We start from the raw sequence: 26,393 nt of genomic DNA on the forward strand, positions 1-26,393 counted from the left end.
AAAACGACCCGAACGAGCGTTCGGCGGAAACATGACTGAAAGACGACTGGCAACTTGGTGAAAACCACGGGTTGGCATGGGAAAGATAATGAAAGCGATAAAACCTGTTGAGGGCCGGTACAGGCTCTAAACGTTTCAAACAGGAATAAAAACATGGTTTGACTTGGCGATATCGAAGTTATCCACAAATCCACCGTCCTTATTATTATGATTATTAAAACCTTAGTTAATTAAAGGAAGACCTTGAAAACAAAGGTAAGACCGAAGAAAGGGTGTTCCGGTATGATAGGGATCAAACAACCGCGGAAGCGCTGACGACGATTTCAGCAGCAGCTGCGATTCCAAGAACAACAATACCGACAAACTTGTCGACAGCACCATCGCGACAAGAACAGCAGCAAACATGTTCGTACGAGTGAGCTCTTCTCGATGCCTTGCTCCCTCGAAAGGAACCAAGGCGGCACGGGGCAAAACGCATCGAACAAAATAACCGGGAGAATTTATAATGGCATCGCACGGGCGCGCGATGTTTGCCATACTGGACGGAGCTGCCTGCGCAGCATTCGAGAGAAAGGGACGCTTTGAAATTCAGCATTAATCAATCGGAGCTGCAAAACGCGCTCAGCGTGGTCCTCAAAGGCGTGGCGACCCGCTCGACGCTTCCCATCCTCTCGGGCGTGTACCTCGACGCGCAGAAAGACTCCCTCACGCTGCAAACGACCGACCTCGAACTGTCGGTTCAGTACACCGTGGCGGCGCTGGTGGAGGAGCCCGGCAGGGCCGTCGTCCCCGGCAAGCTGTTCGCCGACATCGTGAAGAACCTTCCCGACGCGGCGGTCCATGTGGAGGCCGACGTGGAATCGGCCGTCATAACCTGCGACACGGCCTCGTTCTCCATCAAGGCCCTCGACCCCGAGGACTTCCCCGGGTTCCCCCATGTGGACGTCACCCAGAAAATAGACATACCCTTCGCCCAGTTCTCTTCCATGGTGCGCCGGGTCGCCCGCGTGGTGTCGAAGGACGAGAGCCGCGCCATCCTCACCGGCGTGCTCATCACGATAGAGGACCAGCATCTCAAAATGGTGGCGACCGACTCGTACCGCCTGGCCATCACCGAAGCCGAAATCGCCGAGCCGGCGGCCGAGGAGTTCCAGGCCGTCATAGCCGGCACGTTCCTGCAGGACATCGCCGCGCTGCCCAAGACCGACGACCCCGTTTCGTTCGCGCTCGCGGAAAACCAGATCGTGGTGACCTACCAGGACACGGTGTTCGTGAACCGCCGGATCGAGGGCAACTTCCCGAACTACCGCCAGCTGCTTCCCGATTCCTACAACACGCGCGTGAGCATGCCGGTCGAGCACCTGGTGGCGGGTGTCAAGCGCGCGTCGCTGCTGGGACAGGCTTCCTCGCCGGTGCGCTTCGACATCAACATCGCCTCGCAAACCACGCAGCTCTCCTCGGTGGCCCAGGACGTGGGATCGGCGCAAGAGACCATCGCCTGCGCGGGGGAAGGCGAGGACGTGGAGATCGCCTTCAACTACGCGTACCTGCTCGACGGTTTGGCCGCCGTGGGCACCGACGAGGTGTTCCTGGAGGTGCAGTCGTCGCTCAAGCCGGGCATCTTCAAAGCGGCCGAGCCGGAGAACTTCCTGTACCTCGTCATGCCGGTGCGCATCGCGTAAGGCGGCCTCGGCCGTCGGGGCGTTTGAGCTCATGGACCTGCGCATAGAACGCATATCGTTTCGCAACTTCAGGAACTACGAACGCTTCGAGCTTTCCGACCTGGGTTCCCTGACGGTGCTCGTGGGCCCGAACGCCGTGGGGAAGACCAACGTCGTGGAAGGCATCCAACTGCTCACGGCGCTCCAGTCGTTCCGCCGACCGACGCTCGAGCAGATGGTCCGCCATGGCTCCGATTTCGCGCGCCTCGATGCGGACGTGAGCGACGGCAGCCGCGCGCTGTCCCTTTCCCTGCAGGTGAGCGAGGGAAAGAAGCGCTACCTTCTCAACGGGAAGGGAAAGCGCACCGCCGACTTGAAAGGGCTCGTCCCGTCCGTCGCATTCACGCCCGACGATTTGGAGCTGGCGAAAGGCGCTTCGGCGCCGCGCCGCGCCGCGCTCGACGCCTTGGGCTCGCAGCTTTCGGCGAACCACTACGTGATAAAGAAGGACTACGAGAAGGTGGTTCGGTACAAGAACCGCCTGCTGAAGGAAGAGGCGTCGGCTGATCTGGTGGCCAGCATCGACGAGACGCTCGTCACCTGCGGCGCGCAGCTGGCCTGTTACCGCTCGGCTCTGTTCGAGAAGCTCGCCCCCATCGTGCGATCCTATTACGCAACCATCGCCGACGGGCGCGAGGATATGGACCTGTGCTACGTTCCCTCGTGGGAGGACCACGATCCTTCGGTGCCGGTCACGTACTCCTTCGGCCGCGACGAGGCGCGCGAGCGGCTCCAAGGGCAGCTTTCGCGGCGCCGGGGCGACGAGCGCGCCCGCAAACGCGCGCTCGTGGGCCCCCATGCCGACCATGTGGAGTTCTTCATCGGGGGCCGCAACGCCGCCCTGTACGGCAGCCAAGGACAGCAGCGCTCGATCGTCCTGGCGTTCAAGCTCGCCGAAGCGGCGCTCATTCGGGACATGCTCGGCCAAAAGCCCGTGCTCCTGCTGGACGACGTCATGAGCGAGCTCGACGCCGACCGGCGCAACGCGCTCGTGTCGTTCATCGAGGGCGACATCCAAACCTTCATCACCACGACGAACCTCGCGTACTTCGACGAAGAGCTGCTGGCGCGCGCCCGGGTGGTCGAGCTGCCCTTGGAAGGGGAGGGCGCGCAATGAAAACGCTGAAGTCGAGCCTCGACCAGCTCAAGGCGATTCTGGAAGAGAAAAACCCCGGCGGCGCCGAAGCGCTGCGCTACGCCGAGGTGAACGACCTGTGGAAAAACGCCGTGTCGGCCGTGTTCGGGGGTGATTCCGCCGCCTTGGTGCTCGACCATACGAACAGCGTGTACGTGATGTCGGGAGAGCAGGGCGGCAACCTGCGCCGCTTCGACCGCCCCCGCAGCGAGACGCAAGGCGTCGTGGCGGGCAAGGTTTTGGCCGTGTACTGCGACGACAGCATGGTTCGATCGGAATTGGACAACCGCCAGGAGCTTCTTAAGATGAAGTTCAAGGAGCAAGGCGAGGACGTGGAGGCTTTGAAGATACTTCCTTCCACGCGCGACATGAAGAACCGCCATCCCTTCCGAGAGGAGGCCGCGCAAGCGGGATCGAAAGACCGATCGTTCGTCCGTCCGACCCGCACGGCACGCGCTTTGACGGAAGAGGAGCTGGCCGCCGTCCACAAAAGGGCGGCGCAGGTGGAGGATCCCGTCGTACGCCGCGCCCTCTACCGTGCCATGCTGGCCGAGGCGGCTCGCCGCGAGGAGCCCGAAGACGCCGGAAGCGCGTTTTAGACGCTTTCTCCCTTCCTGCCAGCGTTTTTGAGCTTCATTTCCGCACGGGCGGCGATATCTGCCCTCACAACGGGTGCATGGAAACCCTGATTTCCCGAAATCGGCGTTTTCGACAAAAATACTACACATTAACCTTTCCTCCCTTCATACGCTTTCTGAAAGCCTTTGAATGAGGTGAAAACTGTTGGTACCGTACCCTTGTTATGCTACAATTTTCCAGTTGTCGTCATTCAGCTCGGCCGCAGCGGTGTCCGCTCGGTTCGAAACGACGCGCAACGCTCGCGCCGCCCGTGCTCTCTTGCAGGGGAAACGGCGCGTTCTCACGAAAACGCACTGAAAAAGGAGCATGTCAGTGGCAAACAAACCTGACCATTACGACGGTTCTGACATCCAGGTCCTCGAGGGCTTGGAAGCGGTCCGCAAACGTCCGGGCATGTACATCGGCTCGACCGGCCCGCGCGGCCTGCACCACCTGGTGTACGAGGTCGTGGACAACGCGGTCGACGAGGCGCTCGCCGGCTACTGCGACACCATCGAGGTGTGGATTCATCCCGACAACTCCATCACCGTCGACGACAACGGCCGCGGCATTCCCGTGGACAAGCATCCCAAGGAGAAGATCCCTACGGTCGAGGTCGTCCTCACCATCCTGCACGCCGGCGGCAAGTTCGGCGGCGAGGGCTACAAGGTGTCCGGCGGCCTGCACGGCGTGGGCGTGTCCGTGGTGAACGCGCTGTCCTCGCGCGTCGAGGTGAGCGTGTTCAAGGAGGGCGTGCAGTACGACATCTCGTTCGACCACGGCAAAACGGCCGAGAAGCTGCGCGAAGTGGGCAAGGTCAAGCGCGGCAACGGCACCACGGTGACGTTCTGGCCCGATCCCACCATCTTCACCGACACCACGGTGTACGACTACGACACGCTGGCCAGCCGTTTCCGCGAGATGGCCTTCCTGAACAAGGGCCTGAAGATCATCCTGCACGACGAGCGCGCGAACCCTGGCAGCACGCTGTCCGACCTGGCTCCCGAGCCGCGCACCGAGGTGTTCCAGTACGCCGGCGGCATCGTGGACTTCGTGAAGTTCCTCAACGAGGGCAAGGAGACGCTGAACAAGCCCATCTACTTCGAGGCCGAGAACGACGACGGCACGGTGGAGGTGGCCATGCAGTGGTCGTCGTCCTACTCCACGAACTCGGTCATGGCGTTCGCGAACAACATCAACACGCACGAAGGCGGCACGCACCTCGACGGCTTCAAGCAGGCGGTCACGCGCACCATCAACGAATACGCCCGCGCGAAGGGCATCCTCAAGGAGAAGGACTCGAACCTCTCCGGCGATGACACGCGCGAGGGCTGCGCGGCCATCGTGTCCGTGAAGCTGCACGACCCGCAGTTCGAAGGCCAGACGAAGACGAAGCTGGGCAACACCGAGATACGCCCGCTCGTGCAGAACGCCGTGACCCAGGGACTCGCCGAGTACTTGGAGGAGAACCCGAAGCCCGCCAAGCGCATCATCGACAAGGCCACGCAGGCGCTCAAGGCGCGCGAAGCCGCCCGCAAGGCGCGCGAGATGACGCGCCGCAAGGGCGTGCTCGACTCGTTCGCGCTGCCGGGCAAGCTGGCCGACTGCTCGTCGAAGACGCCGGCCGATTCCGAGATATTCATCGTAGAGGGCGACTCCGCAGGCGGCTCGGCCAAGCAGGCGCGCGACCGCAAGACGCAGGCCATCCTGCCCCTGCGCGGCAAGATCCTCAACGTGGAGCGCGCGGGCCTGCACCGCTCGCTGTCCAGCGACACCATCAGCTCGCTCATCACGGCCATCGGCACGAACATCGGCGACGACTTTGACGCCGACCAGGCGCGCTACCACCGCATCATCATCATGACCGACGCCGACGTGGACGGCGCGCACATCCGCTGCCTGCTGCTTACGTTCTTCTACCGCTACATGCCCGAGCTCATCAACCGCGGCTACATCTACATCGCGCAGCCGCCCATCTTCGGCCTGAAGAAGAAGAACTCGCGCAGTCCCAAGATCGAGCGCTACATCTACGACGAGAGCGCGCTGGGGAAGGTGCTCGCGGAGTACGACAACCCGGACAAGTTCGACGTCCAGCGCTACAAGGGCCTCGGCGAGATGGACCCCGATCAGCTGTGGGAGACCACGATGGAGCCCGAGACGCGCACGCTTCTGCAGGTGAACATCGACGACGCCGCCGAAGCCGAGCGCGTGGTGAGCGAGCTCATGGGCGACCAGGTGGAGCCCCGTAAGGAGTTCATCCAGAAGCACGCCCGCGACGTCCGTTTCCTGGATATTTAAGGAGAATCTAAGTGGCAGACAACAACGATTCTTTCGACGAGTTTCTGAACCGCGCCGACGCGGGCGAGGGGGCCGAGGAAGAGGATGACCTGGAAGGCGCGCTTTCCGACGCCGAGGACGCGGACGACGACGAGGGCTTTTCCGCCCCCGGTTCCGTGATCTCCGACGAGATGCGCGCGAAGGCCCTCATCAAGGACGATTTGCCGAGCGCCCACGGCGAGATCGTGGAAGGCGCCAACGGCGGCAACGGCACCATCGTGCGCACGGCGTACCTGGGCAAGGAGATGCAGACGTCGTTCTTGGAGTATTCCATGAGCGTCATCGTCGCCCGCGCCCTGCCGGACGTGCGCGACGGTTTGAAGCCGGTTCACCGACGCATCCTCTACGCCATGAACGAGAGCGGCTACACCCCCTCGCGCCCGCACATGAAGTCGGCCCGTACCGTGGGCGACGTCATCGGCAAGTACCACCCGCACGGCGACTCGGCCGTGTACGACACCATGGTGCGTCTGGCGCAGCCGTTCTCCATGCGCGTGCCGCTCATCGACGGCCACGGCAACTTCGGCTCCATCGACGGCGACGGCGCGGCGGCCATGCGATACACCGAGGCGCGCTTGGACAAGGCGGCCATGGAGCTGCTCTCCGATCTGGACAAAGAGACGGTGGACTTCCAGCCGAACTACGACGAGAGCCTCGAAGAGCCCGTCGTGCTGCCCGCCCGCTTCCCGAACCTGCTGGTCAACGGATCGCAGGGCATCGCCGTGGGCATGGCGACGAACATCCCGCCGCATAACCTGGGCGAGACGATCGACGCCACGTGCCTCATGCTGGACAACCCCGACGTCACTACCGACGAGCTGATGTGCGCCCTGCCCGGCCCCGACTTCCCCACGGGCGGCATCATCATGGGCAAGAAGGGCATCATCGACGCGTACGAGACGGGCCGCGGCTCGCTCACCGTGCGCGCCCGTTGCGAGGTGGAGGAGAAAAAGAACGGCCGCAGCTCCATCATCGTGAAGGAAATCCCCTACATGGTGAACCGCCAGCGCCTGCTGGAGAAGCTGGGCGAGCTCGTGCGCGACAAGAAGCTGCCCGAGATCTCGAACATCCACGACGGCGCCGATCGCCACGGCATCGACATCATCATCGACCTCAAGCAGAACGCCATCCCGCAGGTGGTGCTCAACAAGCTGTACAAGCACACGCAGCTGCAGGTGGGCTTCGGCGCCATCATGCTGTCGCTGGTGGACGGCGTGCCGCGCGTGCTGTCGCTCAAAGAGATGCTGCACTACTACATCGCGCACCAGGAAGACGTCATCGTGCGCCGCACGCGCTACGAGCTGGCGAAGGCCGAGGAGCGCGCTCACATCCTCGAGGGCTTGGTGGTCGCGCTCGACAACATCGACGAGGTCATCTCCATCATTCGCTCGTCGCAGACCGACGCCGAGGCCGCGGGTCGCCTCACCGAGCGCTTCGGGCTGTCGAAGAAGCAGACCGACGCCATCCTGGAGATGAAGCTGCGCCGCCTGACCGGTTTGGAGCGCGGCAAGATCGAGGAAGAGCTGGCCGCCCTGCGCGAGAAGATCGACTACTACAAGCGCGTCCTGGGCGACATGACGCTCGTGCGCCAGATCATCAAGGACGAGCTGCTGGACATCAAGAAGAAGTTCGGCACGCCGCGCAAGACCAGGCTCTCGGCCGACGCCAAGGACATCGACGTGGAGGACCTCATCGCCGACGAGAACATGGTGGTGACGGTGACGAAGGCCGGCTACGTGAAGCGCCTGCCCGTGGCCACCTACCGCCAGCAGAAGCGCGGCGGCAAGGGCATGCAGGGCGTGAACCTGAAGGACAACGACTACGTGGAGCATCTGTTCGTGGCTTCCACGCACGCCTACATGCTGTTCTTCTCCACGGCCGGCAAGGTGTACCGCTTGAAGGTGTACGAGCTGCCCGAGGCGTCGCGCCACGCGCGCGGCACGGCCATCGTGAACCTGCTACCGCTGGCGAAGGGGGAGACCATCTCGGCCGTCATCGCCACGAAGGACTTCCCGGCCGACGAGTTCCTCATGTTCGCCACGTCGCACGGCATGGTGAAGAAGACGTCCATGGAGCTGTACGACCGCACGCGCCGCGACGGCCTCATCGCCATCAACCTGAAGGACAACGACGAGCTCATCTCGGTGAAGCGCGTCGCGCCCGGCGAGAAGGTCATCATGGTGTCGAGCGCCGGCAAGGCCATCAAGTGGGACGAGGGCGAGGTGCGCGGCATGGGTCGCGACACCATGGGCGTGCGCGGCATGAACGTGCCGCCCATCGCGCGGGTGCTGGGCATGGAGATAGCGAAGCCGGACACGGAGCTGTTCGTCATCACCGAGAAGGGCTACGGCAAGCGCACTCCCGTGAGCGAGTACCCCGACCACCATCGCGGCGGCCAGGGCGTGTTCACCATCACCATGACGGAGAAGAAGGGCCTGCTGGCCGCCATGAAGATCGTGGCTCCCGACGAGGAGATCATGATTATGTCCGAGGAGGGCGTGGTCGTTCGCACTCCGGTTTCCGGCATTTCCGAACTGGGGCGTTCCACGCAGGGAGTGTGCGTGATGAAGGTGGGCGACGGCGACCGCGTGACGGCCGTGGCCATCTCGAGCCGCGCTAAGAAGAAGCGTGCGGCAGGCGACAAGCCCGGCTCCGAGGACGAATCGCAGATCGACCTCTTGGAAGAAGAATCCGAGGAAGGCGATCTGGCCGAGAACGAGATCGACGGGGAGTAGCTTTTCCCTTCAAGCCGACTTGAACCGAATGACGGGCCCTTACCAGGGCCCGTCATTTTTTCACCCCCCCAATCGATACCTCCTCCCAACAACGTGATTCGTTTTTTCATTTTCTTTTTTCGACGCGACTTCCCAACACGCGAATTCCTTTTCCATTTCCCTATCGATTTTCCCTCTCAACAAAACGCGCCGTTGTTTCATTCCCTTTCATCGACTCTTCCTTGGTAACGCTGCTCTATTTCTATCTCGTTCTTCGATTTTCTTTTATCCCCGCTCTCTCATTTCTCAAATATCATCTTCTCGAATTTACTTCAACCAAGTAACCCTCCCTCCCTCTTCGTCAGTGCTTTCGGTTTTCTGAAGAGTGTTTCACGTGAAACAGTAGTGTCCATTATTTATAACTATTTAAATCATCAATAACTTTTTCGTTGTTGGTTAGCGAACGTTCGTACTCATGAATGCGGAAATCGTGGACGGGTTTCGTGTCCGGCACGTCGGTGTTGACGTGCCGTATACTGCACGCTTCGCGAATGTTGCCGCGCCCGTTTGAATCGGGCGCTTCGTATGAAAGGGGGCGGAGAAGCCCATGTCCATAACCGCATTGGCCCAAGGAGCGCTCGGGTGCGCGCAAGGAGCTTGGGGTCATGCGCAGAGCGCCGGGCGGCGCGCGAACGTGGCGCGCAAGGCCCGCGCCGGCCGCGCGCCGGCCGAGAAAACCACGTCCGGCGACGTGTTCGTGTTGTCCGTCCCCTTGTTCGTCGAGCTGTTCATGCAGATCATGGTTGGCAATGTGAACCAGATGATGCTGGCCCCGCAGGGAGTCGAGCCCGCCGCCGCGGTAGGCAACGCGCTGCAGATACTCAACATCATCACCATCGCGCTTTCGGCCATGGGGACGGCGTCCACCGTGCTCGTTACCCGCGTGCTGGGCAACGCCTCGTCGAAACGCACGATCTCCGAGATAGCCACGGTGGCCTTGGTGGTGAACATGGCGCTGGGCGCGCTCATGACGGCGGCGCTGTTCGCGTTCTGGCCGCAGTTCTTCTCCTGGCTGCACATAGACTCGTCGCTGCATGCCATGGGATCGTCGTTCCTGCTCATCGTGGGGTCGACCACGATCATGCAAGGCGCGTTCTTCGCCATCACGGCACTGCTGCGCAGCTTCGCCCGGGTGGGCGACGTCATGGGAGCGAGTTTGGCCATGAACGCCGTCAACATCGGGTTGTGCCTCGTGTTGGTGAACGGAACGGGCGCCATTCCGGCGCTCGGCGTGGAGGGGACGGCCGCCGCGAACGTGGTCGCCCGCGGCGTGGGGCTTGCACTGGCCGTGTTCATGCTGCTTCGACATACCGACGTGCGTCCGTCGCCGCGCTTGCTGCGCCCGTTCCCGTGGAAAACGCTCAAGAACATGCTGGGCGTGGGCGTTCCCTCGTCGGGCGAGCAGATGAACTACGACTTGGCGCAGATCGTCATCTTGTCCTTCATCAACGTGCTGGGCGCGACGGTGGTCACGGTGAAGGTGTACTGCTCTATGCTGGCGAGCATCGCCTATCTGTATTCCATCGCTTTGTCGCAGGCCACGCAGATCGTGCTGGGCTACCTGTTCGGCGCGGGAAAGTTCGACCTGGTGCGCCGCCGCGTGTGGATGGCCGACCTCATAGCGGCCGTGCTCACCACGGCCGTGTCGCTTACGCTATGGTGGAACTTCGACGCCGTGGTGGGCCTGCTCACGGCCGACCCGCTCGTGCACGAGCTCGGCCGGCAGATCATGCTGGTGGAGGTGTTCTTGGGGATAGGCCGCAGCCTGAACATCGTGATGGTGCGCGCGCTCATCGCGCTCGGCGACGTGCGCACGCCGGTGACGGTGAACGTGGCGTTCTCGTGGGTGTTCGCCGTGGGCGGCGGCTGGCTTTTGGGCATCGGCTGGGGTTGGGGCCTCGTGGGCATGTGGATAGCCATGTGCATCGACGAATGGCTGCGCGCCGGCTTCCTCATATGCACGTTCGCGCGCGGTGGATGGAAACGCCGCGCACTGGGCGATGAGCGCGAGCGGGACATGATCGAACGTGACATACACGAGCGGAACGCGATCGATGAAGGGAATGAGAAGGTGCCGCGCGGCATCGGGAAAATCCCCGATCGGGAAGGAGCGCCCGGCGGTTTGCCCGTTCCCAGCGCGTCTTTCGCTCCCGCAGGCGTGAAGCAAGGGGAGATCGTCGGCGTCAACGCTCCCTCGTTCGTGGCGACGACGACGCTCGACGGCCACAACGCCCCGACGCCCGTCGACGATATTCTGGCTTCGTTCTGGTAATCTGCGCCCGGCGGCGGCTCGCCGTCCCTATGGGCGGCGAGCCGCCGCGTTGCTATCCCTCGAAATCCTCGGGGGCCAGCTCTTCCAAGAACGAGCGGAAATCCGCGAGCTCCTCTTCCTCGTCCGGAGCGCTTTTGAACACGTAGGGGAACGACGCCCGCTCGAGCACGTCCTCCTCGATGTAGATGGGTGCCTGTTGGCGCAGTGCCAACGCGATGGAATCGGAGGGACGTGCGTCCAGATCGATAAGGCGGTCGTGCTGTTTGAGGGTGAGCCGCGAGAAGAACATGGCCCCCTTCACGTCGTTGATGACCACGTGGTCGACCCGCGCATCGAGATTCGTGAGCGCGTCGAGGAACAGGTCGTGCGTCATGGGACGGGCGAAACGCGCTTTTTCCAAGGCGATGCCCAGCTGCGTGGCCTCGTTCACGCCGACCCATATGGGAACGATGCGGCATTTGCCGGGTTGCGTGGGCTCCTCGATCGGCTGCAGCACGATGATGGAGGGCGCCGGCGCGGCCGAGACGATCAGGGTTTGCACGTTGACAGGTACCATGAAAGCTCCTCGTTGCATCAGGGGACCGGTTCCCCGGGTGCTTCGATTATACCGCTGGGTTGCCATGCGAACGGTTGACGAAGAAGGTGTTTCCCATGCGTGACGTCTGCGCCTCTTTTCGGAGCTCATGTTTTTCAACGATGGGAAAGTGCCCAGTTGACCTTTTAAAATTGCCTAGAAAAAGTGCTTGACCAAAACGTTGATTGTGGGTTACAGTGTTCAGGCACTTTTTTTGCGGGCCCGTAGCTCAGTTGGTTAGAGCGCACGCCTGATAAGCGTGAGGTCGCTGGTTCAAATCCATTCGGGCCCACCATTTTTTGCGATAAACGCTCCACCGTGAGCCGAGTTAGCCGGTGGAGCGTTTATTAGTATCTGGAGCAAGTCGGCCGCTCGCGTGCTGAATCCAACCGCGGCGCCGATCGAACGGGGCATTAGCTCAGCTGGGAGAGCGACGGCTTTGCAAGCCGTAGGTCAGGGGTTCGATCCCCCTATGCTCCACCATTAAATCGGACGGATCCTGCAGGGTCCGTTTTTCGTTTCCCGACAGTTTTCAAGAACTCTAATAGGTTGGCATGGTTCCGAAGAGAACCAGGTGCGCCACGCCCAAAACCGCGATATGCAACGGATAGTAGGCGTAGAAGAACCACTTCATGGGAAGGCCCCGGCGTCCGCGATAAGCACGGAGGAGGGGAATGGTGAGCGTGCATCCCACCAACGGATAGAGCACGAAGGGGAGCAGCGACCAGTCTCCCGCCGTCGAAACGCCGGTTGCGAGCGTGGCGAGCAGAGGGAGTCCGTCGGCCACCACGACCAGCAACACAGGCGCAGCGACCGCGCCGAGCGGCGTCTTCAACGCGGCCGGCACGAAATCGCCTCCGTCGGCTTCGCCACTGCCCGTTTCCGTATCTCGCTGCGTTCCCGCTCCCAGCACCTTGAACAGGAATGTCATCACCACGCCGACGAATCCCCAGTTGCATACGAGGCTCGCGAACAGCGCTGCCGCGAACAGCGCCCAGAACGCCGCCCGGTTCGCCACGTGGTCGTGCGCGTACAGCACGCCCAACCCTATGAGCAGCGTGAACAGCACGTTGGCATCGCCCGCCAGGAACAGCGCATAGGGAATCTGCGACACCGCGGCGAACACGCCCAGCCGCAGGGCGTATTTCTTCACGTTCGAGGTGTGGCGATACCCCTCTACCAGCAGAAACGCCATAACGGGGAAAGTGAGTCCGCCTGCCGCGTACAGCAAGCACCGCGCCGCGAAGGGCAGCTGAGCGTCGAAGAGGTAGGCGGCATGGTTCGCCGTCATGCCCACGATGGCCACCATCTTGAGCGCGAACGACGACAAGCCGCCCGCGTCGCCTTGGGTTCGGGCGCACGCGCCTTCGCAGACTTGACCGCCCGCGCCACCGCGCGCGTGGTTGCTCGTCTTGTCCCGACCGCCGTCTGCCATGCCTTCGCCTTCGCATCCGTTTCGCGCGTTTCTGCTCGATCCGGTCTGCGGTGGGGGAGCGCGCGCCGGAGAGACATCGATTATACTGCATATATGAGCCTGCAAAAAATCAGGAACAACCACCCCCTTGCCTACGCGGCCGCAGCGTGCGCGCTGGCTGTGGCGTGCTTTACCGTGGTCCCGGCGGAAGGGCTCGACCCGCTGGTGGCGTCGCTTGTTCAAACGGCTCTCGCCGCGCTCTGCATGCTCTGCGTGCTCGCGGCATTCGATCCGTCGTCGCTGCGCTGGAAGATGCGTCGCGGCACGCAAAGCCGAACGGCGTTGTTCGCGTGCGGCGTCTTGGCGCTCGTAGCGCTTGCGGCCGGCGTGGCCGCAGCGTTGCTCTCCGCGCTGGGTGGACGAGAGGGTGGGTCGCTCTCCTTCTTCGTCTCACCCATGGCTTCGCCGGGCGGCGTCGCCCTGTTTCTTCTGCTCTGCCTCGTCACCGGCGTGTTCGAAGAAGCGTTGTTCCGCGGTATCGTGTTCAAGGGGTTCGCCACCGCGTTGGAAAATGAGGAGCGCCCCCGCCCGGTTCTGGTGGCGGCCGTCGTGCAAGCGATGGTGTTCGGACTGCTGCACGTGACGACGTCGACCTCCCTAGAATCCGCGATCTTTACTGTCGCCGCTGTCCAGACGCTGGTCAAACCGGTGCAAGCCGCGCTGTTCGGGTTCGTTATGGCCGGCCTGCTCGCCCGCACGGGGAACCTCTGGCTGCTCGTCGGCACCCATGCGGCCTTCAACGCGCTATCCGAGGCACTGTTGTTCGCGTTGACAGGCGCGCTTCCCGCCACGTACGCCACCGGCCAACCCGCCGACTTGGCCGTGCTTCTTGCCACCACGGTGCTGCTCGTTCCGTTCGCCATCCACGCCGCATCCTGTTTGAAAAAACCCGATGGTTGCTTGTAGCGGGTTTGCTCCTTTTCCAAGTTCCCGGTTTCGCCGGGTGCGTTTCCGTTGCTCCTGTGGATTCCATCGATGGCGCTCGTGGACAAAATCGGCGGCTATGGTAAATATCACGCTTGCATGCACGGATGCAAAACGGGAAAACGCCTGATGGTGAAAAATTCCTCGCAAATTTTCTTCGGCTGAATCGACCACAGCTCGAATATCTGTCCATGATGATTTGGGTTATATTAATCGCACACGCTGATCAGAAACCGGGAGCGGTGGCATGTGTTGCGAAACGGCGCGTTTCCGCAAGGCAGCAGGCGTCCCGCGACGCAAGCGCGTCTCGTCCGGCGTCGTGCACGCCCGGTGCGCCTTATATGCCAAGCGCGCTCATTCTGTGACGCGTTCCCCTGCGGTTCGGCTTTTCACGCTGGCGTGGTACCATGCTTCCTTGGAAAACGAATGCGCGGGCGTGTCATGATCGCGAGCGCGCCACGACAACGATTCTGCGGGGAGTTATGAACCGGACGGAAGCACTGCGCATCTTGGGCCTCGACGAGGATGCCACGCTCGACGACATCAAGACGGCTTACAAGGAGACTGCGCAGATCCTCCACCCCGACCGCTTCGCCACCAATAAGAAGCTCCAAGATCGCGCCACCGAGCAGTTCAAGAACCTGCAAGAGGCTTACGAATGCCTCACCAGCGGGAAGGGTTCTCGCTCAAAGGCGGGTCGCGCCGCTTCCACCACGCGCGCCTACACGCCAGCCAGCGAGATGGAGGCGCGCCTAGCCGGCATCGCCGCCGCGCGCACGCAGTTGGTGAGCCAGCGCGACGTGGTGTACGACGAACGCCGCAACGGGCTCGTCATGGCGGGCATCGGCGCGGTGGTGGCCATCCTGTTCCGCAAACCGGGGCCCTTGCTCATCCTGGCCACGGCGGGCGTGACGGCCGTGGTGTGGGGCATCGTCCAAGCGGTGGGCGCACAGCGCACTATCGGCACGCTCAACGAGCACATCGACGAGCTCAACAAAGAAGAGCGCCGCCTCGCCGAGGAGTTGGATGACATGTGACGTCGCATTCCCGTGCGGGGCGTCCCCGCACCGGCTTGCACCAGGATCATCGCCGCGCCGCTCAGGTGCGGCTTGAATAGAAAGAAGAAGCAAGGCATGAAACAAGAGAACCTCCGCAACATCGCCATCATCGCCCACGTCGACCACGGCAAGACCACGCTCGTGGACCGGCTGCTGTACACGAGCGGCGTGTTCCGCGAGAACCAGCAGGTGGACGAGCGCGTGCTCGACAGCAATGACCAGGAGCGCGAGCGCGGCATAACCATCCTGTCGAAGAACATCTCGGTCACGTACAACGGCGTGAAGATCAACGTCATCGACACGCCCGGCCACGCCGACTTCGGCGGCGAGGTGGAGCGCGTGCTGAACATGGCCGACGGCGCCCTGCTCATCGTGGACGCGTTCGAGGGCCCCATGCCCCAGACGCGCTTCGTGCTGAAGCACGCGCTGGCGCTGGGCCTGCGCATCATGGTGGTCATCAACAAGATCGACCGCCCCGGCGCGCGTCCGGAGGAAGTGGTGGACGAGGTGTTCGACCTCATGGTGGAGCTGGAAGCCTCCGACGAGCAGCTCGACTTCCCCATCATCTACGCCAGCGCCGTGAACGGTTACGCGCGCTTTGCCCCCGAAGACGAGAACATGGACATGCTGCCGCTGCTCGACACCATCTTGAAGGAAGTGCCCGCGCCCGACTGCGAGCCGAACGGCCCCGTGGCGCTGCAGATCTGCACGGTCGACCACTCCAGCTTCGTGGGCCGCATCGGCGTGGGGCGCCTGTTCTCCGGCACCATCCACAAGAACGAGCAGGCTCTGGTCATCAAGAACGACGGCACGCGCTACAACACCGTCATCAAGGACGTGTTCACGTTCGAGGAACTGGGTAAGAAGAAGCAGCAGGAGGTGCACGCCGGCGACATCGTGGCCGTGGTGGGCGTCGACGACGCCGACATCGGCGACATGGTCACGAGCCGCGAGAATCCCGTGCGCCTGGACCCCATCGAGGTGGAAGAGCCCACGATGGCCGTCGTGTTCGAGGCGTCCACCAGCCCGCTCATCGGCCGCGAGGGCGATATCGTGGGCGCGCGCCAGCTGAAAGAGCGTCTCATGCGCGAGGCGGAGAGCAACATCTCCATGCGCATCGAGGAGCTTGAGGACAAGAGCGGCGTGGAAGTGGCCGGCCGCGGCGTTCTGCACCTGTCCGTGCTCATGGAGACCATGCGTCGCGAGGGCTTCGAGTTCCAGGTGGGCCGCCCGCGCGTGCTCATCAAGAAGGACGAGCAGGGGCGCAAGCTCGAGCCCATCGAGGAGGCCACGGTGGACGTGCCCAGCGAGTACGCGGGCAAGGCCATCGAGGTGTTCGGCAGCGCCGGCGGCGAGATGGCCGACATGTTCCAGCGCGGGGACCAGACGCACCTCGTGTTCAAGATTCCCACGCGCGGCACGATGGGCCTGCGCACGCGCCTGTTGAACGTCACGCGCGGCGAAGCCACCATGTTCCACCACTTCAGCGAGTACGGCGCCTTCCGCGGCGACTTCAACGGCCGCAAGAACGGCTCCATGATCTCCATGTCCACCGAGAAGAGCGTGGCCTACGCGCTCGACACGCTGCAGGAGCGCGGCAAGCTGTTCGTGGGCCCCGGCGAGGACTGCTACGAGGGCATGATCGTGGGCGAGTCGGCGAAGGAAGGCGACATGGTCGTCAACATCGCGAAGTCCAAGCAGCTGGGCAACCAGCGTTCGTCCGGCGCCGACAAGGCCATCCAGCTCACGCCGCCGCAGACGTTCACGCTGGAAGAGGCCCTGGAGTACATCGAGGACGACGAGCTGGTGGAGGTCACGCCCAAGAGCATCCGCCTGCGCAAGCGCATCCTGAGCTCCATCGAGCGCAAGAAGGCGAACAAGAACTAGCGGGTTCCAACCGCTCCGCGGTTCGATACCCTTCCGTAAGGGCGGTGCCAGCCGGAGGCGTTTCCGGCTGGCACCGCACGGGATACTTCGGCTCCGGCGGCTCGCGCCGCCTCCGCTCAGGATGACAAGTTGGAACGGTATACGGCCTCAGCTCAGGATGGCAAGCTGGAGCGCCCTGCGGCCCGACGCTTTGCGGCGTCTCCCTGCGCCCGCTCCGCGTGCCCGGGGCCTCGACGGTCCATCGGACTGCCGAATGATCAGGATGACCACAGATAGCGTCTTCCAAACCTCCGTTCCGCATATCACCTCCTCATTTGCGCGACGTCGCTCTCGCGCTCGTGCCTAACGTCCGTGCTTCGTGAAGCGAAAGTGGGCATATTGTGCATCGGCGAGGACACAATTGCCGTGTGTGCGAAAATACCGCTCAGTAACTTACATCATGCTCGGTCGCCTTGGCGGCCCGCATGTTCGAGGGAAGGGTCCTATGAAGACTGCGAACATCATGAAGGCCGTGTGCGTTGCCGGGTTGGCGGCCACCTGCGTTTGGGGTTTGGCGGCGTGCTCTTCGGCCAACGCGAACGGCTTGACCGGCGGGGTTGCCGCCACGGTCAACGGAACGGAGATCCCCGAAGACGACGTCACCAACATGATCCAGGGCATCCGCTCCCAGATGGGCATGGACGGCGAGGACGAGTGGGGCCAGTGGCTCGCCGACAACGCCATGACTCCCGAGTCCGTCCGCGAGCAGATGATCGATTCGTTCGTGCAGCAAGAGCTGATCAAGCAGGGTGCGAAGGAAAAGAACATCAGCGTGGACAGCTCCGAGATCGACAGCATCGTGAACACCATGAAGGCCAACTACGACGGCGATGACAAGTGGTCCGCGGCGTTGGAGCAGGCGAACTTCACCGAGGAATCCTATCGCGAGAACATCGAGAACCAGCTGCTGCAGAAGAAGCTGACCGAGTCGTTCGCCAGCGATGAGGAGCCCAGCCAGGAAGATCTGCTGCAGTACGCGCAGATGTACGCCTCCGCTTACGACGGTGCGAAGCGTTCGTCGCACATCCTGTTCGACAGCGGCGACGAGGCCACGGCCCAGAGCGTGCTCGACCAGATCAACAGCGGCGAGCTCGACTTCGCCGAGGCGGCCAAGCAGTACTCCAAGGACAACGACAACGGCAACGGCGGCAGCGCTGCGAAGGGCGGCGACGTGGGCTGGGACAAGCTGAACAGCTTCGTCACCGAGTACACCGATGCCCTGAACGGCCTTGAGAAGGATCAGGTCAGCGGTTTGGTGACCAGCCAGTACGGCATCCACATCATCAAGTGCACCGATGTGTTCAACGCCCCGAAGGCCGCGGGCGAGGACGGCACCGAAACGGTGACCATCACCAGCACCGACCAGATCCCCTCCGAGTTCCTGGACAGCATCAAGGCTTCCCTCAAGCAGCAGAAGCAGAACGAGGCCGCCCAGACCTGGTTCTCCGAGTACAAGGAGTCGGCCGACATCGTCATCAACCCGATGCCGGAGGGCCTGCCCTACGCGGTGGACATGTCGAAGTACACGCCGGCCGAGGGCTCTACGGGAGCAACCCAGAACAATAGCGACGGCACCGACACCGGCGACGGCGACACCGCGAACAACGCCGGCGACAACGCCGAAGGTTCAGGCGATGCCGCGTCCGGTGAGAACACCGAAGGCTCTGGCGACAACGCCAACGCCAATGCGAGCGACCAGCCTGCCGAGAGCGGAGACGCCGCGAACCAGCAGCCTGCCGAGGCCGCGTAAACCTGAAGCGAATGGCGCCCGGAACAGCAACGAGCGAAGCGAAAGCGGCTGCGGAGAACCCGCAGCCGCTTTCTTCTGCGCCCTTTCTCCAATTGCGCGGCGCCGTGGTCAGGCGCGCCGGTCATGCGATCCTCTCGGTCGACGCGTTCGTCCTCGCCCAAGGCGAGAACATAGCCCTTCTCGGCCCGAACGGCTCGGGCAAGTCCACGTTCGTCAAGCTCATTACGCGCGAGGTGCTGCCGTTGCATCGCGACGAGCCCCCGGTGCTGTTCAAAGGCCGCGACCGGGCGACGCTTGCCGAGGTCAAGCAGTGCCTGGGCGTGGTGTCATCCACCATGCAGGATCAGATGACGGTGCATTTGCCGGCAGTGGACGTGGTGGCCGGCGGCCTGTTCGGGTCGCTCGGCATCCTGCCGACAGTGGACGCCGCCGAAGCCGATGCCGCCCGCGCGCGGGCGCGCGACACCATGGACCTGCTTGGCATAGCCGACTTGCACGACCGCGACGTCATGACGCTGTCCACCGGCCAGGCACGGCGGGCGCTCATCGCCCGAGCGCTCGTGCACGATCCCGAGACGCTCGTGTTCGACGAGCCGTGCACGGGGCTCGATCCCGAGGGCATGTACTACGTGCGTCGGAGCATGCGCACGCTCGCCCAGGCGGGGAAGTCCATCGTGCTGGTAACGCACTATCCCGAAGACGTTATTCCCGAGATCGGGCGCCTCGTGCTCATCAAGAACGGCGCCGTGTTCGCCGACGGCCCAAAGGAAAGCCTGCTTGCCGACGATTCCATGAGCGCGCTGTTCGACGTTCCCTTGAAAATTAATCGATCTGGGTCCTATTATTCGCTTGTGAGCGCCTATTAGCTGTTGTATACTACGTAGCTGCTGCACGTTCGCGCACGGCGCGAGCATGCACGTTTCGACGAAGCGGAGAGATGACCGAGCTGGCCGAAGGTGCACGATTGGAAATCGTGTGTGCGCCAAAAGCGTACCTAGGGTTCGAATCCCTATCTCTCCGCCATTGAAATTCCAACGACCGAATTCCCGGTCGAGAGCGCACCGCCGGAGCACGGCGCGTGCCGGTCGGCGAGGACCAAGCCGGCCGCATCCCACGCGGAGGGGTGGCAGAGTGGTTGAATGCGGCGGTCTCGAAAACCGTTTTACCCGTAACCCGGGTAACGAGGGTTCGAATCCCTCCTCCTCCGCCAGTTTCCACTAAGCGCCTTCGGGCGCTTTTTTGCATCTTTACGCCTTCTTAACCCTCCGTCCCTCACCTTAACGGTGCGTTAATCCGCTCTTCCTTATCGTCTACCTAGCTTGCAGAAGATGCCGCTGCGGCGGCCTGGAAACAAGAAAGGAAGACGATGGACATCGTAACCGGCGTCGTCGGAGGGCTGAGCGTGCTGGTCGTGCTCTACCTTTTCGTGGTGTTGCTGAAAGGGGGCGATGAGCGGTGACGGACGAACTGCTCGAATACGGGATCTACCTCGCCTTGCTCGTGGCTTTGGCCATTCCCTTGTCGGCATATCTCAACAAGGTCATGGCAGGCGAGAAGACCGTCTTCACGCGCGTCCTCGTTCCTGTCGAGAACGTCATCTACCGATGCATACGCGTCGACAAGAACGAGGACATGGGGTGGAAGAAGTACCTGGTCAGCGCACTCGCTTTCTCCGCCATTTCCCTGGTGGGGCTATTCGCCATCCTCATGCTGCAGGGGCTTCTGCCGCTCAACCCCGAGGGGCTTCCCGGCCTTTCGTGGGATCTGGCGTTCAACACCGCCGTCAGCTTCGTGACGAACACGAACTGGCAGGCGTACAGCGGCGAGTCGGCGCTGAGCTACTTCTCGCAGGCGCTCGGCCTGACCGTGCAGAACTTCGTGACTCCGGCGGTGGGCATCGCCGTGCTGTTCGCGCTCCTTCGCGGCATGGTGAGCGAGGGGCATCTGGGCCTGGGCAACTTCTTCGTTGACGTGACGCGCGCCACGCTGTTCGTGCTCCTTCCGTTGGCCCTCGTGGTGACGGTGGTGGACGTGTGGCAGGGCTCCCCGCAGAACGTTAACGATTACGAGACGGTGCAGCTGCTGGAGCCGGTGGGCGTTGACGAGGCGGGCAACATCGTCGATGCGGACGACCCCGCCGCCGTCGAGACGATCGACCAGGCCACGGTTCCCATGGGCCCGCAGGCCAGCCAGGTTGCCATCAAGCAGCTCGGCACGAACGGCGGCGGCTACAACGGCGTGAACTCGGCGAGCGCCCTGGAGAACCCCACGCCGCTGACGAACCTTATACAGTGCCTGTCGCTGTTGCTTATCCCCGTGGCCTGCGTGTTCAGTTTCGGACGCTTCGTCGCCGATCGGCGCCAAGGACGCGCGGTGTTCGCGGCCATGTTCATCTTGCTGGTGGCGGCCTTGGTGGCGATAGCCGTGTTCGAGCAGATGGGCACGCCCCAGCTTGCGGCCGACGGCCAGGTGTACATGGGGGTTGACGGCCAGTCTGGCGGCAACATGGAAGGCAAGGAAACGCGTTTCGGCGTAACCGACTCGTCGCTGTGGGCCGCGTTCACCACGGCCGCGTCGAACGGCTCGGTCAACGCCATGCACGACAGCTTCACGCCCATCGGCGGCATGGTGCCCATCATATTGATGGCGCTGGGCGAAGTGGTGTTCGGCGGCGTGGGCTGCGGTTTGTACGGCATGCTGGGCTTCGTCATCCTCACGGTGTTCATCGCCGGGCTCATGGTGGGCCGCACGCCCGAGTACCTGGGCAAGAAGATCGGTCCGAAGGAGATGCGCATGGCCGTTATCCTGTGCATCACCACGCCGCTGCTCATTCTGGTGGGCGCAGGCATCATGAGCCTCGATCCGGCCACGGTGGACAGCCTGAACAACCCCGGCGCGCACGGGTTCTCGGAAGTGCTGTACGCGGCCACGTCCGCCGGGGGCAACAACGGCTCGGCTTTTGCCGGCTTCAACGCCAACACGCCGATGATCAACGTGGTGCTGGGGCTCGAGATGCTGGCGAACCGCTTCATTCCCATCGTGGCGGTGTGCGTGCTGGCCGGCAGCCTGTGCACGCGGCCCAAGGTTGCCACGAGCGCCGGCACGCTGTCCACCAGCAATGCGATGTTCGTGTTCCTGCTTGTTCTCATGGTTCTGCTGATCGGTGCGCTCACGATGTTCCCGGCGCTTGCGCTGGGTCCCGTCGCCGAGCAACTGATGATGGCGCTGTAGAAAGGCGGGTGAGAGAAAGATGACGACAACTGCTATGAAAAACACTGCCATGAGCTCGCTCGCGAAGCGTGCGGTGCTCGATGCGTTCGCAAAGCTCAGCCCGCGCGAACAGGCCAAGAACCCCGTCATGCTGATGGTGTACCTCTCGGCCATCCTCACGCTTATCCTGTTCGTCCTATCGCTGTTCGGCATCGCCGACGCGGCGCCGGGCTTCATCCTGGCGATATCCGCGGTGCTCTGGCTCACCGTGCTGTTCGCGAACTTCGCGGAAGCGCTCGCCGAAGGCCGCGGCAAGGCCCAGGCAGACTCGCTGCGCGCCGCCAAGCGCGACGTGCCGGCGCACAAGCTCAACGAAGGGCTGGTGGCGAAGGGACACCATGTGGACGACCCCGCCGAGTTCTTCCGCATCCAGGCGGACGAGGTGAGCTCGGCCGTTTTGAAGAAGAAGGACCTGTTCTTCGTCGCGGCGGGAGAGCAGATCCCCGCGGACGGCGAAATCGAGCTCGGTGCCGCGTCGGTGGACGAGAGCGCCATCACCGGCGAGTCGGCCCCGGTCATCCGCGAGTCCGGCGGCGACCGCTCGGCCGTCACGGGCGGCACCACCGTGCTGTCCGACTGGCTGGTCGTACGCGTGACCGCCGACGCGGGCCACAGCTTTCTCGACCAGATGATCGCCATGGTGGAGTCGGCCGCGCGCAAGAAGACGCCGAACGAGATCGCGCTCGAGATACTGCTCGTGGCGCTCACCATCGTGTTCCTCATCGTGTCGGTGTCGCTGTTCGCGTTCAGCGGGTTCGGGGCGAACCAGGAGGGCATCGCGAACCCCACCACCATCACCTCGCTCGTGGCGCTGTTCGTGTGCCTGGCGCCCACCACCATCGGCGCGCTGCTCTCCGCCATCGGCATCGCCGGCATGAGCCGCCTGAACCGGGCGAACGTGCTGGCCATGAGCGGCCGCGCCGTGGAGGCCGCCGGCGACGTGGACGTGCTGCTGCTGGACAAGACGGGCACCATCACGCTGGGCAACCGCCAGGCCGCCGAGTTCATTCCGGTGGACGGCGCCTCCGAGCGCGACGTGGCCGACGCGGCGCAGCTGGCGAGCCTCACCGACGAGACGCCCGAGGGCCGCAGCGTGGTGGTGCTGGCCAAGGAGCTGTTCGACATCCGCGCCCGCGAGCTGGAAGGCGCGGGTATGACGAGCATCCCGTTCACGGCCCAGACGCGCATGAGCGGCGTGGACTTCGAGGGCCACGAGATTCGGAAGGGGGCGGCCGATGCCGTCAAGGATTATGTGGAGTCGCGCGGCGGCGCGTACAGCGCTCAGTGCGCCGGAGTCGTTGAGGATGTCGCGCGGGCAGGCGGCACTCCGCTGCTCGTTGCTCGCGATCATCGTATTCTGGGCGTCGTTCATCTGAAGGACATCGTGAAGCAGGGTATCAAGGAGAACTTCGCCGACCTGCGCACCATGGGCATCAAAACGGTTATGATCACGGGCGACAACCCGCTGACCGCGGCGGCCATCGCGGCCGAGGCCGGCGTGGACGACTTCATCGCCGAGGCGACCCCCGAGACGAAGCTCGAGGCCATTCGCCAGTACCAGGCCGAGGGGCACATGGTGGCCATGACGGGCGACGGCACGAACGACGCGCCCGCGCTCGCCCAAGCCGACGTGGCCGTGGCCATGAACAGCGGCACGCAGGCGGCGAAGGAAGCCGGCAACATGGTGGACCTGGACTCGTCGCCCACGAAGCTCATCGACATCGTGCGCATAGGCAAGCAGCTCCTCATGACGCGCGGCTCGCTGACCACGTTCTCCATCGCCAACGACCTGGCGAAGTACTTCGCCATCGTCCCGGCCTTGTTCGTGCCGCTGTACCCGGCGCTCGAGGCGCTGAACGTCATGCACCTCACGAGCCCGCTCACGGCCATCCTGTCGGCGATCATCTACAACGCCCTCATCATCGTGGCGCTCATCCCGCTGGCGCTGAAGGGCGTGAAGTACCGCGAAGCCACCTCGCAAAGCCTGCTCGGCCGCAACCTGCTGGTGTACGGATTGGGCGGCATCGTTCTGCCCTTCGCGGCCATCAAGCTGCTCGACATGGGCCTGACGGCGCTGGGCGTTGCGTAACTATCAAGGCTGGCCTCAGACGGCCAGGGCGTTTACACGGGAGGATGCCGCAGGTGGTTTCCTCCCGACCCAGCGCGAAATGTGCGTCATGGGAGCGAACGAAAGGACGAATGACATGAAACAGGCGAAAACATGGGGGAGCGCAGCGCTGTTCTTCCTGGTGACAACGGTGTTGTGCGGCGTGCTGTACACCGTTGTGTGCACGGGCATCGCCCAGCTCGTCTTCCCCTACCAGGCCAACGGCTCCATCATTGAAGTCGACGGCACGAAGTACGGAAGCGAGCTGGTGGGGCAGCAATTCACCGACGACGACCATATGTGGGGCCGCGTGATGAGCCCCAGCACGGGCACGTTCACCGATGACGAGGGCAACGACGTGCTGTGGTACGGCGCCTCGAACCTGAGCCCGGCGGGCGACGATTTCGCCAGCGCGGTGCAAGACCGCATCGACCAGATCCACGCGGCCCATCCCGAGAAGGGCGACGAGCCCATCCCCAGCGACCTGGTGACGAACTCCGGCAGCGGTTTCGACCCCCATATCTCACCGGCGGCCGCCGAGTACCAGGTGGAGCGCTTGGCGAGGAACACCGGCAAGAGCGCGTCGGAGATCCGCAACATCATCGAGCGCTGCACCGAGCAGCCGCAGCTCGGGGTTCTCGGCGATGCCCGCGTGAACGTGCTCAAGGTGAACCTCATGCTCGACGGCATCTTGCAGTAACGGAACGCGCCTCGCGCTGCGAGCGAGGGGTTGCTGCGACGGAGCTGCGGGCTGCAGGTGGCGGCCGCACGATCCCGCGAGCCATGTACGTCGACTTGTGAGAGCGCTGCGAGCTTCGGGGTAACGCGACGGTGCCGATATCTGAAGATACGCCGAATAACCCCGTCGCGGCGCGGGCTGGCGGGCTCGAAAGCCCTACACTGGTCGGCAACGGAAAAAAGAGGGCTGGTGGGACGCTCGCGCACGGATGCGCGAACACCGTCTGCCGGCTGATTGAAAGGACGTTGCCATGACCGATCGTGTGGTGGAGAGCTCGGACGTCGAGGTTCCCGAGATCCCCGAGATTCTGGAAAAGGTGCTGCTCTTCACACTTGAAGAGGCGAAGGAGAAAATGGCCCAGGGAGCCGACGTGGTGCCCTTCACCGCGCTGGTGGTGAAGGAGAACCTGTTCCTGGAGAACCATCCGGGCGAGTCGGCGGAGGAGTGTTTCAACTTCGCGCGCCACACGGTGGAGAACGCGCGCGGCGCCGAGGCGTACGCGCTGTGCTACGACGGCTACGTTGAAGTCGACGACGAGACGAAGGACGCCCTCATCGCCGAGGGCGGCATCCCCGGCGAGGACGAGGGCGTGGCCGTGGGCTACCTCTACACCATGGACGACGAGGGCACGCCCACGTTCGAGTCCGAGCCGGCCTATATCGGCGAAGCCCCGAACTTCATGAGCGGCCTCAAAGAAGCCGACCAGTACGACGAGGAAGAGATCGACGAGAAGTACCTGGACGACGAGGACGTCGAGGACGAGGTCGAGTAGATAGCGTCCCCTCCGTCATCCTGGGCGGAGCCGACGCGCCTCCTTCCCTCTGTCATCCTGAGCGCAGGCCGAAGGCCGGAGTCGAAGGATCTCGGCGATGAGAGGCCGCCCGTGTCGAAGATGCTTCGACTCCGCGCTGCGCGTTGCGACCAGGATGACAGCTGGGGCGGGGCTTGCACCGCCCTCCACGCCGCGCGCTCTGCAAAAGGCCGCCTGTAAACGCTCCTAGTTCGAAAGCCGTCTGCCGGTTGGCAGGCGGCTTTTTCACGTTTCAGGCCTCTTGCCCGGCCCTCCGCACTTTGTAGGAAAATGCATCCTCCAAACTTCAAAGCATCGCGGATATGCAGGCGAAAATCCGCCGATTAAACTAAGGGCACGCCATGGCTCGGTAGACCGCAGGCGAAGCGGAAAGCTTCGCTTGCGGAGAAGCTTCTTCGTAAGAGGAAGAGGACTTGCTGCGGGCCGGCACCCCCCTGACTGCCGTTGCTGACATCCGCTCGCGAGCGATCGCATGCGAAGCGCTGCCACGTTGCAGGTCCTCCTCTCCTCCGCGAACCGGCTGCAGAGCCCGAAAGCGATACGCGAGCCTTGGCGCTTGCCCGTCGTTTAGATCCTGAGAGAGAGGATGCATCATGTGCTTCAGACCTTCGACCGTATCAACGCAGAACCCCGACGCCGCCAACCCGGGAGCCCCCGGCGCCCCGGCGGCCCCCAAGAATCCCGGTGCTCCCGCGCCGAAGAACCCCGGTGCCCCGGCAGCCCCCAAGAACCCGGGTGCCCCGGCTCCCAAGAACCCCGGAGCGCCTGCACCGAAGAACCCCGGCGCCACCGAGTAACCCGTCGTTTTCGTCGGCGAGGAAGGCGGGGGAATCCGCGCTTCCTCTGCAAGGCGCGACCTTGGACAAAGGCGAAAGAGAGAGGGGGAGCATCAAGGAGGAGAGG

General features: G+C 63.4%; 18 protein-coding genes and 4 tRNA genes. 20 read left to right on the forward strand and 2 right to left on the reverse strand.

Annotated features, from left to right (window positions below; genetic code table 11):
- The first annotated feature begins 581 nt into the window (after window positions 1-581).
- The 6 genes from dnaN (at window position 582) to HCH03_RS01160 (ending at window position 10,857) form a co-directional block, all read left to right on the forward strand.
- Complete coding sequence (dnaN, locus tag HCH03_RS01135; protein WP_221688014.1) at window positions 582-1,682, forward strand: DNA polymerase III subunit beta; 1,101 nt, start codon at window positions 582-584, stop codon at window positions 1,680-1,682.
- A 31-nt stretch (window positions 1,683-1,713) separates the two neighbouring features.
- On the forward strand, window positions 1,714-2,838 hold the full coding sequence (gene recF, locus HCH03_RS01140; protein ID WP_221688015.1) for a DNA replication/repair protein RecF: 1,125 nt from the start codon (window positions 1,714-1,716) through the stop codon (window positions 2,836-2,838).
- Complete coding sequence (locus tag HCH03_RS01145) at window positions 2,835-3,455, forward strand: hypothetical protein (RefSeq protein WP_080144159.1); 621 nt, start codon at window positions 2,835-2,837, stop codon at window positions 3,453-3,455. Before recF ends, HCH03_RS01145 begins: the two co-directional genes overlap by 4 nt.
- A gap of 346 nt (window positions 3,456-3,801) precedes the next feature.
- Window positions 3,802-5,772, forward strand: a complete 1,971-nt coding sequence (gyrB, locus tag HCH03_RS01150; RefSeq protein ID WP_221688016.1) for a DNA topoisomerase (ATP-hydrolyzing) subunit B — start codon at window positions 3,802-3,804, stop codon at window positions 5,770-5,772.
- 11 nt (window positions 5,773-5,783) lie between these two features.
- Window positions 5,784-8,546, forward strand: a complete 2,763-nt coding sequence (gyrA, locus tag HCH03_RS01155) for a DNA gyrase subunit A (protein WP_368042400.1) — start codon at window positions 5,784-5,786, stop codon at window positions 8,544-8,546.
- A gap of 586 nt (window positions 8,547-9,132) precedes the next feature.
- Entirely contained in the window at window positions 9,133-10,857 is a 1,725-nt protein-coding gene (locus tag HCH03_RS01160; RefSeq protein ID WP_221688017.1) for an MATE family efflux transporter, read from the forward strand.
- A 52-nt stretch (window positions 10,858-10,909) separates the two neighbouring features.
- Here HCH03_RS01160 and HCH03_RS01165 read toward each other — a convergent pair whose 3' ends face one another.
- Window positions 10,910-11,413 (reverse strand): bifunctional nuclease family protein, encoded by a 504-nt coding sequence (locus HCH03_RS01165; protein WP_080144163.1) that lies wholly within the window; start codon window positions 11,411-11,413, stop codon window positions 10,910-10,912.
- A gap of 236 nt (window positions 11,414-11,649) precedes the next feature.
- Between HCH03_RS01165 and HCH03_RS01170 the strand changes: the two genes are divergently transcribed.
- Window positions 11,650-11,726 (forward strand) — tRNA-Ile (locus tag HCH03_RS01170).
- Between the two features lie 112 nt (window positions 11,727-11,838).
- A tRNA-Ala gene (locus tag HCH03_RS01175) sits at window positions 11,839-11,914 on the forward strand.
- 58 nt (window positions 11,915-11,972) lie between these two features.
- Here the strand turns inward: HCH03_RS01175 and HCH03_RS01180 are convergent.
- Window positions 11,973-12,866 carry a TraX family protein gene (locus HCH03_RS01180; protein ID WP_221688018.1) on the reverse strand — a complete coding sequence of 298 codons (894 nt, stop codon included), beginning with the start codon at window positions 12,864-12,866 and terminating at the stop codon, window positions 11,973-11,975.
- A 93-nt stretch (window positions 12,867-12,959) separates the two neighbouring features.
- Here HCH03_RS01180 and HCH03_RS01185 point away from each other — a divergent pair, with 93 nt between their 5' ends.
- The 12 genes from HCH03_RS01185 (at window position 12,960) to HCH03_RS01240 (ending at window position 26,287) form a co-directional block, all read left to right on the forward strand.
- On the forward strand, window positions 12,960-13,811 hold the full coding sequence (locus HCH03_RS01185; protein WP_221688019.1) for a CPBP family intramembrane glutamic endopeptidase: 852 nt from the start codon (window positions 12,960-12,962) through the stop codon (window positions 13,809-13,811).
- Between the two features lie 500 nt (window positions 13,812-14,311).
- Window positions 14,312-14,866, forward strand: a complete 555-nt coding sequence (locus HCH03_RS01190; protein WP_221688020.1) for a J domain-containing protein — start codon at window positions 14,312-14,314, stop codon at window positions 14,864-14,866.
- Between the two features lie 96 nt (window positions 14,867-14,962).
- The gene (gene typA, locus HCH03_RS01195; RefSeq protein ID WP_080144166.1) at window positions 14,963-16,774 is read left to right on the forward strand and encodes a translational GTPase TypA; all 1,812 of its coding nucleotides are present in this window, start codon (window positions 14,963-14,965) and stop codon (window positions 16,772-16,774) included.
- 484 nt (window positions 16,775-17,258) lie between these two features.
- Window positions 17,259-18,563, forward strand: coding sequence for a SurA N-terminal domain-containing protein (locus HCH03_RS01200; RefSeq protein ID WP_221688021.1), 1,305 nt, complete (start codon window positions 17,259-17,261; stop codon window positions 18,561-18,563).
- A 104-nt stretch (window positions 18,564-18,667) separates the two neighbouring features.
- A complete protein-coding gene (locus HCH03_RS01205; protein ID WP_368042401.1) occupies window positions 18,668-19,429 on the forward strand; it encodes an ABC transporter ATP-binding protein in 762 nt (253 codons plus the stop codon).
- A 65-nt stretch (window positions 19,430-19,494) separates the two neighbouring features.
- A tRNA-Ser gene (locus HCH03_RS01210) sits at window positions 19,495-19,586 on the forward strand.
- Window positions 19,587-19,680: 94 nt separating this feature from the next.
- Window positions 19,681-19,773 (forward strand) — tRNA-Ser (locus HCH03_RS01215).
- A 245-nt stretch (window positions 19,774-20,018) separates the two neighbouring features.
- Window positions 20,019-21,794, forward strand: a complete 1,776-nt coding sequence (gene kdpA / locus HCH03_RS01220; RefSeq protein ID WP_221688023.1) for a potassium-transporting ATPase subunit KdpA — start codon at window positions 20,019-20,021, stop codon at window positions 21,792-21,794.
- A gap of 34 nt (window positions 21,795-21,828) precedes the next feature.
- The gene (gene kdpB, locus HCH03_RS01225) at window positions 21,829-23,922 is read left to right on the forward strand and encodes a potassium-transporting ATPase subunit KdpB (RefSeq protein ID WP_246599439.1); all 2,094 of its coding nucleotides are present in this window, start codon (window positions 21,829-21,831) and stop codon (window positions 23,920-23,922) included.
- A 115-nt stretch (window positions 23,923-24,037) separates the two neighbouring features.
- Window positions 24,038-24,640, forward strand: coding sequence for a potassium-transporting ATPase subunit KdpC (gene kdpC, locus HCH03_RS01230; protein WP_221688024.1), 603 nt, complete (start codon window positions 24,038-24,040; stop codon window positions 24,638-24,640).
- A gap of 289 nt (window positions 24,641-24,929) precedes the next feature.
- Complete coding sequence (locus HCH03_RS01235; RefSeq protein WP_221688025.1) at window positions 24,930-25,451, forward strand: hypothetical protein; 522 nt, start codon at window positions 24,930-24,932, stop codon at window positions 25,449-25,451.
- A gap of 632 nt (window positions 25,452-26,083) precedes the next feature.
- Window positions 26,084-26,287 (forward strand): hypothetical protein, encoded by a 204-nt coding sequence (locus tag HCH03_RS01240; RefSeq protein WP_221688026.1) that lies wholly within the window; start codon window positions 26,084-26,086, stop codon window positions 26,285-26,287.
- Window positions 26,288-26,393: the final 106 nt, after the last annotated feature.

Source organism: Gordonibacter massiliensis (ex Traore et al. 2017) (assembly GCF_019731765.1).
Classification (GTDB): domain Bacteria; phylum Actinomycetota; class Coriobacteriia; order Coriobacteriales; family Eggerthellaceae; genus Gordonibacter; species Gordonibacter massiliensis.

Coding starts and splice junctions, on each gene's coding strand:
- recF (WP_221688015.1), top strand. CDS start 1,714: ATGGACCTGCGCATAGAACGCATATCGTTTCGCAACTTCAGGAACTAC.
- HCH03_RS01145 (WP_080144159.1), top strand. CDS start 2,835: ATGAAAACGCTGAAGTCGAGCCTCGACCAGCTCAAGGCGATTCTGGAA.
- gyrB (WP_221688016.1), top strand. CDS start 3,802: ATGTCAGTGGCAAACAAACCTGACCATTACGACGGTTCTGACATCCAG.
- HCH03_RS01160 (WP_221688017.1), top strand. CDS start 9,133: ATGTCCATAACCGCATTGGCCCAAGGAGCGCTCGGGTGCGCGCAAGGA.
- HCH03_RS01165 (WP_080144163.1), bottom strand. CDS start 11,413: ATGGTACCTGTCAACGTGCAAACCCTGATCGTCTCGGCCGCGCCGGCG.
- HCH03_RS01180 (WP_221688018.1), bottom strand. CDS start 12,866: ATGGCAGACGGCGGTCGGGACAAGACGAGCAACCACGCGCGCGGTGGC.
- HCH03_RS01185 (WP_221688019.1), top strand. CDS start 12,960: ATGAGCCTGCAAAAAATCAGGAACAACCACCCCCTTGCCTACGCGGCC.
- HCH03_RS01190 (WP_221688020.1), top strand. CDS start 14,312: ATGAACCGGACGGAAGCACTGCGCATCTTGGGCCTCGACGAGGATGCC.
- typA (WP_080144166.1), top strand. CDS start 14,963: ATGAAACAAGAGAACCTCCGCAACATCGCCATCATCGCCCACGTCGAC.
- HCH03_RS01200 (WP_221688021.1), top strand. CDS start 17,259: ATGAAGACTGCGAACATCATGAAGGCCGTGTGCGTTGCCGGGTTGGCG.
- kdpB (WP_246599439.1), top strand. CDS start 21,829: ATGAAAAACACTGCCATGAGCTCGCTCGCGAAGCGTGCGGTGCTCGAT.
- kdpC (WP_221688024.1), top strand. CDS start 24,038: ATGAAACAGGCGAAAACATGGGGGAGCGCAGCGCTGTTCTTCCTGGTG.
- HCH03_RS01235 (WP_221688025.1), top strand. CDS start 24,930: ATGACCGATCGTGTGGTGGAGAGCTCGGACGTCGAGGTTCCCGAGATC.
- HCH03_RS01240 (WP_221688026.1), top strand. CDS start 26,084: ATGTGCTTCAGACCTTCGACCGTATCAACGCAGAACCCCGACGCCGCC.